The 8,010-nt window shown below is 67.2% G+C and carries 8 protein-coding genes; all 8 read right to left on the bottom strand.

Annotated features, from left to right (window positions below; genetic code table 11):
* Positions 1-582 (bottom strand): DUF542 domain-containing protein (locus tag VEG08_06880; GenBank protein HXZ27709.1); only part of this gene is annotated, 582 nt, incomplete at its 3' end.
* A gap of 105 nt (positions 583-687) precedes the next feature.
* Entirely contained in the window at positions 688-1,389 is a 702-nt protein-coding gene (locus VEG08_06875) for a Crp/Fnr family transcriptional regulator (GenBank protein ID HXZ27708.1), read from the bottom strand.
* 14 nt (positions 1,390-1,403) lie between these two features.
* Positions 1,404-3,584: a protein kinase gene (locus VEG08_06870; GenBank protein ID HXZ27707.1), complete on the bottom strand. Its 2,181-nt coding sequence runs from the start codon at positions 3,582-3,584 to the stop codon at positions 1,404-1,406.
* 131 nt (positions 3,585-3,715) lie between these two features.
* Complete coding sequence (locus VEG08_06865; protein HXZ27706.1) at positions 3,716-4,525, bottom strand: YwiC-like family protein; 810 nt, start codon at positions 4,523-4,525, stop codon at positions 3,716-3,718.
* Between the two features lie 86 nt (positions 4,526-4,611).
* Entirely contained in the window at positions 4,612-5,823 is a 1,212-nt protein-coding gene (locus VEG08_06860) for a radical SAM protein (GenBank protein HXZ27705.1), read from the bottom strand.
* Positions 5,824-5,842: 19 nt separating this feature from the next.
* The gene (locus VEG08_06855) at positions 5,843-6,055 is read right to left on the bottom strand and encodes a hypothetical protein (GenBank protein ID HXZ27704.1); all 213 of its coding nucleotides are present in this window, start codon (positions 6,053-6,055) and stop codon (positions 5,843-5,845) included.
* A gap of 125 nt (positions 6,056-6,180) precedes the next feature.
* Positions 6,181-7,734, bottom strand: a complete 1,554-nt coding sequence (locus tag VEG08_06850) for a NapC/NirT family cytochrome c (protein ID HXZ27703.1) — start codon at positions 7,732-7,734, stop codon at positions 6,181-6,183.
* A gap of 90 nt (positions 7,735-7,824) precedes the next feature.
* Positions 7,825-8,010, bottom strand: a 186-nt coding sequence (locus VEG08_06845; protein HXZ27702.1) for a hypothetical protein, incomplete at its 5' end; no start/stop codon positions are given.

Below are 8,010 nucleotides of genomic sequence, written 5' to 3'. Positions count from 1 at the left end.
GTAGGGGAAGAGGATGCGCTCCTCCTTCATCATGTGCAGGGTCAGCTCCTGGCTCAGCCCCGCGAACACACGGCGAATCTCGAGCAGTTCGGGATGGTTCTGGCCGTGCACCTTGCAGACCTTCTCCAGCAGCGGCTCCAGCCGCGCCAGTTCCTCGCGCGTGAACTGGTGGTGAGTGTTGATGATGTGCTCGATCAGGCCGGCCAGCGGGACCGCCTGCCAGTCGGTGTTGTGTTCGGACGGCTGGCGGTCGGCTTCCGCCTGCTCCAGCGTTTCGAGAACCTGCTCCACGGAGAGCTTGGCTACGCTGCAGGCCTCCGCCAGGGACTTCTGGCCGCCGCAGCAGTAGTCGATGCCCAACGCCTCGAAGACGCGGGTGCTTGCAGGATGTTCGACCGCCAGCTCGCGCACGGTCTGGGTCGCACTCATGCTCATGGATTCCTTCTCCTTGTCGCTTGTGTGGGATCTCTGGTCAGAGACTTCAGCGCTGCCCGCCACGCCGACCAGCGCTTCCAACTCGGCCAGCAGCTTCTTGGCCTGGTGGTGCTCCTGGATGAGGACTCCGGCGGGCCTGTGTGCCATGGTCTTCGCTCCTGACGAAGCCCATTGTGCCGACCGCAGGCGGGCCCGGCCATGACTTATGTCACAGGCTGTACCTAGCTGATATGAAAGGAGATAGCACCCTACCTACTCGGCGCTCTCCAGCTCGTCCTGGAGCGCCTTGAGGTCGGTGACGACCACCGTCTTGCCGTCCATCTTGATCGCACCCTCGGCCTGGAAGCGGCTGAGGTTGCGCGAGACCAGTTCGCGCACCGTGCCGATCTGCGCTGCCAGTTCCTGGTTGTTGGGCAGCGTGAACTCCAGGCCCTGCGGGGTCTTCTTGCCCTGGTGCTCGGCTAGGCGCACCAGTTGAGCCGCCAGGCGGTGGCGCACCGTGGTGAAGGAGAGTTCTTCGATGATCCCCACCAGGCGGCGCAGGCGCGCCCCCACCACGCGGAGCACCTTCAGCGCCACCTCGGGATGCTCCAGGCAGAGCGCCTGGAAGTCCTTCTTGCTGACAAACAGCATCGTCGAGTCCTCCACCGCCATGGTGGAAGCTGGGTAGGCCCCGCCATCGAAGACCGGCAGCTCGGCTACGGAGCCACCCGTGCGCTCCACGCCCAGCACCTGCTCGCGCCCTCCGGCCGAGCTTTTGAAGATGCGGATGGCGCCGCTCTCCACCACCCACAGGCCGGTGCAGGGCTCGCCCTCGGAGAAGATCGTCTCGCCCGCCTGGAACTTGCGGGGCACGGCGCGGGCCGCGAGGAAGGCGACTTCCTCGGGCGCCAGCCCGGTGAAGATGGGCACCTTCTCCAGGATCGCCTGGTGGCTGTTCTTGGCGGCAGGCATGGTGCAGTTCGGCGCTAGGCCGTCCCCTTGACGATGGCTTGGAATCGCGGGCGCATGCGCAGCGAATCCATGGCAGGATCGCTGCCGATCCACTCCCGGTAGCCAAAGCCGTTGCGCACCGCGCGCTCAAGCAAGTCGAGGGCTTCGTCTACATTTCCCGCGAAGGCGTGGGTGCAGGCGACGTTGTACAGGACAGCGGGCTCCTCGGGATCGATGGCCAGGGCGCGTGCCGCCCAGGCCAGACCCTTGTCCCGCTCTCCCAGCCGGCACAGCGCCTGCGAGCCCAGGTAGAGGGCGCGCTCGTCGTCGGGCTGAAGTTGCAGATGCTTCTCCGCGGCTTCCGCGCAGCGGCGGTAGGCGTTGGTAGCGTCGGACCAGCGCCGCAGGCCGTCGCAGCACAGGGCCAGCAGGTTGGGGGACTGGTAGTCCTCTGGGCGAACACTGCAGGCCTGCTCGAAGAGGCGTGCGGCTTCCGCGAGCTTGCCTTGCGCGAAACAGGCGCGCCCGTACATGTAGAAAGCCTCGAACAAGGTGGGGTCGAGGCTGAGGGCGGTCTCGAACTCCCGGCTGGCGGCCTCGAACTGCTGGTCGAGCGAGGCGGCCAGGCCGCGGGCCACGTGGGCTTCGGCCAATTCGGGCTCCAGTTCCAGAGCGCGCCGGCTCTCTTCCTCCGCCTGGCGCAGGTTGGCGCCCGTGGGCTCCCAGAAGATGTAGAGGCAGGAACAGGCATCGGCCACGCCGGCATGGGCGCGCGCGTAGCCGGGATCGATCTCGATGGCGCGCGTGAACATCTGGCGCGCCTGCTCCAGGGACTTGCGCCGCACCTGGTGGAAGGACTGCCGGCCTCGGAGATAGTAATCGTAGGCCCGCACGTCCACCGTCTGCGGCTTCTGGATGGCCTTCTTCTCGCGCTCGCTCAGCACCACCTGCAGCGCCTGGGCGATGTTCTGCGCGATCTCGTCCTGGATGGCGAAGACGTCCTCGAGCTGGCGATCATAGCGCTGCGCCCACACCGAGTGGCCCGTGCCCGTCTCCACCAGCTGGGCAGTGATCCGCAGCCGGTTCCCGGAGCGCCGCAGGCTGCCCTCGAGCACGTAGGCGGCCCCCAACTGCTGTCCTACCTGCACTGCCGGGATCTGCTTGTCGCGAAACGCCAGCACCGCCGAGCGGGGGAAGACGCGCAGGCTCTTGATCTTGAGCAGTTCCGTGGTGACGTCCTCGGTCATGCCGTCGCGAAAATACTCGTCTTCCTTGGCGCCGCCCAGACTCTCGAAGTACATGACCGCCACCGACTTCTCCGCCGGGACCGCGGCGCGGGCCGTCGAGTCGTGCGCGGCCGCGCTCTTGCCCGACTCCAAGTCGCGCTTCACCCGGCGCAGGTCGGTGCGCACCTCGGCCGCCGACTGGTAGCGCAGCTCGCGCTGCTTCTCCAGGGCCTTGTGGATGATGCGCTCCAGTTCGGGCGGAAGGTCCGGATTGAGGCGGACGGGAGAGGTGGGCTGCTTGTGCAGGATGCCGTCGAAGATCACCGCCGAAGTCGTGCCCCCGAAGGGCAGGACTCCGGTAGCCATCTCGTAGAGCACCGCGCCCAGGGAGAAGATGTCGGTGCGCGCGTCCAGCGACTCGCCGCGCGCCTGCTCCGGCGACATGTAGGCGACCGTACCCAGGGCCGTACCCGGGCTGGTCAGGCGCGGGTCCGCCGGCCCCACCGTCTCCATGGTCGACACCCCCACCATCTCGCCGACGTGCCGCTTGATCTCCTGCAGCTTGGCCAGGCCGAAGTCCAGCACCTTGGCCTCGGCGCGCTGGGTGATGAAGACGTTGGCCGGCTTGATGTCGCGGTGGACGATGTTCTTGCGGTGAGCGGCGTCCAGGGCATCGCTGATCTCGATGCCCCATTGCAACAGCTGCTCCAGCCCGACCGGGCCCCGGGCGATGCGCTGGTGCAACGGCTCTCCTTCCAGCAACTCCATGCCGATGAAGTGCTGCCCATCGCCCTCGTTGATCTCGTAGATGGTGCAAATGTGGGGGTGGTTGAGGGAGGAGGCGGTGCTGGCCTCGCGCTGGAAGCGCTCCAGGGCCAGGGGGTCGCCGGCCAAGTCGGGCGGCAGGAACTTCAAGGCTACCCGGCGGCCCAGCTTGGTGTCTTCCGCCTCGTACACCAGGCCCATGCCACCGCTGCCCAGCTTGCTCAAGATCCGATAGTGGGAAATGGTTTGCCCGATCACTGGGTGGGGAGGCCCTCTGGAGTCGGAATCATATGGGCGCGTGCGCGCCAAGTCAATGCAGCGCCCGGGTGGTTGACGGCATCCTGAAGCCTTGGAGGTCAGCCGACCCGCAGGCCGAGGATCAGCAGGATACCGAAGGCGATGGCATACGCCAGCTCCCTCTTTCCCAGGCGATGGACCTGCAGGGGAGCCGGCGCACCCTGGAACCAGGCCACGCCGCGCAGCAAGACCGGTGCGAAGGCGAGGATCGCCCACCCCGGCAGAAGCGCGAAGCGCCAGGCGAGCGTCAGCAGAGAGACGGTCGCGGCCTCGCCCAGCAGGAAGGTCCAGCCGCGCGCGAACTTCTCCACGCGGCCGGCGGCGCGGGCGGCGCGGATGCGAAGCTGGACGTAATGGATCTGGTTGGCGGCGAAGAGCCAGTTGGCAGCCCACAACACCAGGGCGCGAGTACCCATCTGGCCCGTGACCACGTAGTAGGCGCCGGCTGCGGTCGAAGTCAGCCCGATCGCGCCCACCAACTGCGAGGCCATGCGCGTGTCGCGCCCCAGCTTGCGCAGCACCGCCTGCGCTACGAAGCCCAGGGCGGCTGCCGCACCCAGCCACAGCAGGCCCCAGGCATGTTCCTCCCAAAAGAGGAGCAGAAGCGCCACCGCAGCCACCGAGGCATAGAAGGAGAGGAAGGAGATCACCGTCTGCCGCTCGGCCAGGCCTTGAGCGCGCTGGGGTGTGGTCTCGAGCAGGACCTCGGTTGGAACCCGCAAGCAGAAGAGCGCCAGCGCCGCCAGGGTGAACAGCAGCAGGGGCAGGAGCCGACGGCCAGCCGCCAGACCGGCGGCGGCGCCCGTGACCAGCGGCACCAGCAGGATGCCCCAGGCGCCGTGTTCGCGCGGGAGCACCAGCGAGCGCACGCGCCCGGCCTTTGCTCCGGGAGCGGCTTCGTCTTTTGCCTCAGGGCGGATTGGGCGCTGCGCCGCCAAGCTCGCCATGCCGTCGCTCACCGGGCTGGTTCCGTCTCAGCCGGGCGCGCCGTTTTGAGGTCCTGCATGCGGGGCTGGTAGACGCAAAAGGGCTCTTCGTCCAAGAAATCGCCGGAGGCCGCGAAGGCGCGGGCGCGGCAGCCCATGCAGATGTTGCGGAACTCGCAGTGGCCGCACTTCCCTTTCAGGTTGTCGGTGTCGCGGAGTTGCAGGAAGACCGGCGAGTGCTCCCATACGCTGGCGAAGCTCTGCTTGCGCAGGTCGCCGGCCAGCACCGGCAGGTAGCCGCAGGGATAGACCTCGCCCTGGTGGGAGATGAAGCACACGCCCGAGCCCGCCAGGCAGCCCTTGGTCATGGCGTGCATGCCCTCGGGATGGCCGCCGGGATGTCCCCCGTGCTGCGGGCGCAGCGAGATGCCGGTGGAGCCGGGCGCGGTCATTTCCATGGGACCAATGGAGGGGAAGCGCATGCCTCCCGCCGCCGGCTTCTGCGCCCGGGCCTTGCGCTCTTCTGCCTTGCGCTGCCGCACGACGCGGAAGTAGTGGGGGGCGCAGGTGGCCTTCAGCTCGATGCCGCCCTCCTGCGAGCGGTCGTAGAACCAGTTGAGGATGCCTTCGTATTCCTCTGGCGGCACCATCTGCTCGGCGGCGATGTCGACGCCGCAGCCCACGGGAACGAGCAGGAAGGTGTGCAGGGCGTCGGCGCCCAAGCCGCGGGCCAGGTCCAGCACTGCAGGCAGCTCGTGGGCGTTGTGCCGGGCGATGGTCATGTTGATCTGCACCGACATGCCCAATTCCTGCAGGTTGCGCAGCCCGCGCACCGCCGCGTCGAAGGCCCCGGGGATGCCGCGGAAGGCATCGTGGGTCTGGGCGTTGGCCCCGTCCAGGCTGATGGAGACGCGCTTCACGCCCGCGTCCACGATCTTGCGCGCCACCTCGGGAGTCACCTGGGTGCCGTTGGTGGCCAGCGCGATGCGCAGGCCCTTGCGGGTACCGAACTTCGCCAGCTCGAAGATGTCGGCGCGGTAGAGCGGCTCGCCGCCGCTCAGCACCAGGATGGGCGAGGCGTAGGCAGCGATCTCTTCGATAAGATTGAGTGCCTTGGAGGTGGGCAGGTCGAGTGGCGAGGAAAGCTCGGTGGCGGTGGCGCGGCAATGGATGCAGCGCAGGTTGCAACCCTTGGTCACCTCCCAGAAAATCAACCGCGGCTTTCCATTCCCGTTTTCCATGACCCCTCCCTCGTCCCCTTTAGGCCGCTTCCGGCAGCTCCATGCCCTCGGGCATGACCATCTCGATGAGGTAGAGGTGGACCACCTCGCCGGTCTCGGGATTCATGTCGGCCATGATGGTGTAGCTCTCGCGGCGCGCGACGTAGCCCTTGGCTTCGTATTCCAGCACGCGGCGGTGGAAGAGGTCGTTGTCCCACTCCCGGACCAGGACCGGATCCGCGCTGGCTTGCATGGGTGCCTCCTCTGCTCACCTCCACGATAGGGGAGGCAGGCGCACCCGGCAGTGCCTCTAGTCACACGGGAATGTGACGCAAATCACAAGAGCTGGGAGCCGCATGGAATGCGGCTTCCGTGGGCCTACGGCCCGCTTCCGCCGGTGTGGCAGTCGCTGCAGTTGATGGCCGTCAGGTCGCCCAGGTCGCCCCCGGGATGCACGAAGCTCGCCCCCGGCGCCGTGGCCATGGCCTTGCCCTCCTGGTCCTGCCCCAGGATGGTGTGGCAGGTGTCGCAGTCCTTGCGGATCACCTTGCCCTCCACGCTCACGTGCTGCCCGTCGTGGCAGCGGAAGCAGCCCTGGTAGTAGAAGTGCCCGATGTTGTCGGGGTGCGTCCGCCAGTCCAGGTGCATCTCGGGGAAGATGGTGGTCTGGAAGATGCGCTGCACCTCGGCGATGGCGTCCTTCACCGCCTGCTGCCGCGTCTTGTAGAGGTCCGGGTACTTGGTCAGGTAGTAGCGGTCCAGCTCGGTGGCGATGCCCTCCAGCCCCGCCTCCGTGGTGGGATAGGAGTTGGTGAGCACGGTGACGGCCTGTTGCTTGATGAAGGGCAGGCCGGCATCGATGTGCCCGGCCAGGATGGAGTTGTCCACCGCGCGATCGGGGGGCGTGTAGATGTGGGTGGGGCGGTTGTGGCAGTCCACGCAATCCATGCGCCGCTTCTCGGCCTTCTGGATGTCGGCGGGCTTGAGGGTGGAATCCTTGGCCAGGTACTCGGTGATGCGACCCTGGCGGTCCTTCACCCGCACCCAGGGAATGACCTGGCGCTTGGTGTCGGTGGCGATGTACCACACCTCGTTGGCGATGTTCATGTGCCAGTGGATGCCGGTGGTCAGACCGGTGGTGGGACTGCCGCCGCCGGTCTTGATCAGCATGCGGATGCGCCGCGGCGTGTTCTTCTCATCGTTGCCGAAGTGCGTGATCTCCTTGTACTGCGCGCCGTAGAACTTCTCCGGCCAGTGGCATTGCTCGCAGGTCTCCTGGGCGGGGCGCAGGCTCTCCACCGGCGTGGGGATGGGCCGCGGGAAGGTGTTGAAGGTGGCGGCGTAGACCTGTCGCAGACCGGAAAGCTTGGAGCGCACGTACCAGGTGGCGCCCGGCCCGACGTGGCAGTCCACGCAGGCCACGCGGGCGTGCGGCGAGGCCGAGTAGGCGGTGAACTCCGGGTTCATCACGTTGTGGCAGAGCTGGCCGCAGAAGCTCACCGAATCGGTGAACTCGTAGGCCCGGTAGCTGCCCACCGCGCTGATCAGCAGGAAGAGGATGGCGACGCTGACGAAGGCGCCGAAGACGCTGCGGTGATGCGGGTTGTTGAAATCGATGCGCGGCAGGACGGCCAGGCCAGGCGCCAGCTTGTGCCGCCGCCGCCTCTCCAGCAGCATCCCGATCGGCACCAGGATGAAACCGAAGACCAGCACCGCGGGAAAAATCATGTAGGCGAAGATGCCGAGATAAGGCCGCGACCGTCCTCCCACCGACTCCACCAGGAACAGGAAGAGGATGTTGGCCAGGGCGACGAACATGATGACCGCCCCGCTCAGGCTGATCAGGTTGCGGACCAGGCTGGGGCGCCGCCCGGGTGCCTCGGGGGGCGCGGCCGGGGCTCCTGGGGCCTCTTTCTTTTCCTCTCCGCTCATCGGTCGTTCTCCTTACTGGGGCCCTAGCTGCTGGTGGTCGCGCAAGCTCAGCCCTCCTGCGTCAATTTGGATACGGACTGGTTGCGAGATTTATCCCGGCGGGCCCTTGTGGCTGACCGGTTCCGCCTCGTCCGCTTCGGCAGGGGGCGCCTCCACCATCGACGGCGCCGCCTCCTCCCACGCCAGTGGGTGCTCCTCCTGATAGTGCTCGACCGAGACGCGCCCATCCCAGAAGGCCCAGTTCACCGGGTAGACGTCGGGATCGAAGATGACGCT

The organism is Terriglobales bacterium (assembly GCA_035624475.1).
Taxonomy (GTDB): Bacteria; Acidobacteriota; Terriglobia; order Terriglobales; family Acidobacteriaceae; genus DASPRL01.
The sequence above is the reverse complement of the archived record's forward strand: the minus strand, read 5'-3'. Positions and strand labels throughout refer to the sequence as shown.

Bases quoted from the DNA above. Each gene is read 5' to 3' on its own strand.
- VEG08_06850 (HXZ27703.1), bottom strand. From the start codon at position 7,734: ATGAGCGGAGAGGAAAAGAAAGAGGCCCCAGGAGCCCCGGCCGCGCCC.
- VEG08_06855 (HXZ27704.1), bottom strand. From the start codon at position 6,055: ATGCAAGCCAGCGCGGATCCGGTCCTGGTCCGGGAGTGGGACAACGAC.
- VEG08_06860 (HXZ27705.1), bottom strand. From the start codon at position 5,823: ATGGAAAACGGGAATGGAAAGCCGCGGTTGATTTTCTGGGAGGTGACC.
- VEG08_06875 (HXZ27708.1), bottom strand. From the start codon at position 1,389: ATGCCTGCCGCCAAGAACAGCCACCAGGCGATCCTGGAGAAGGTGCCC.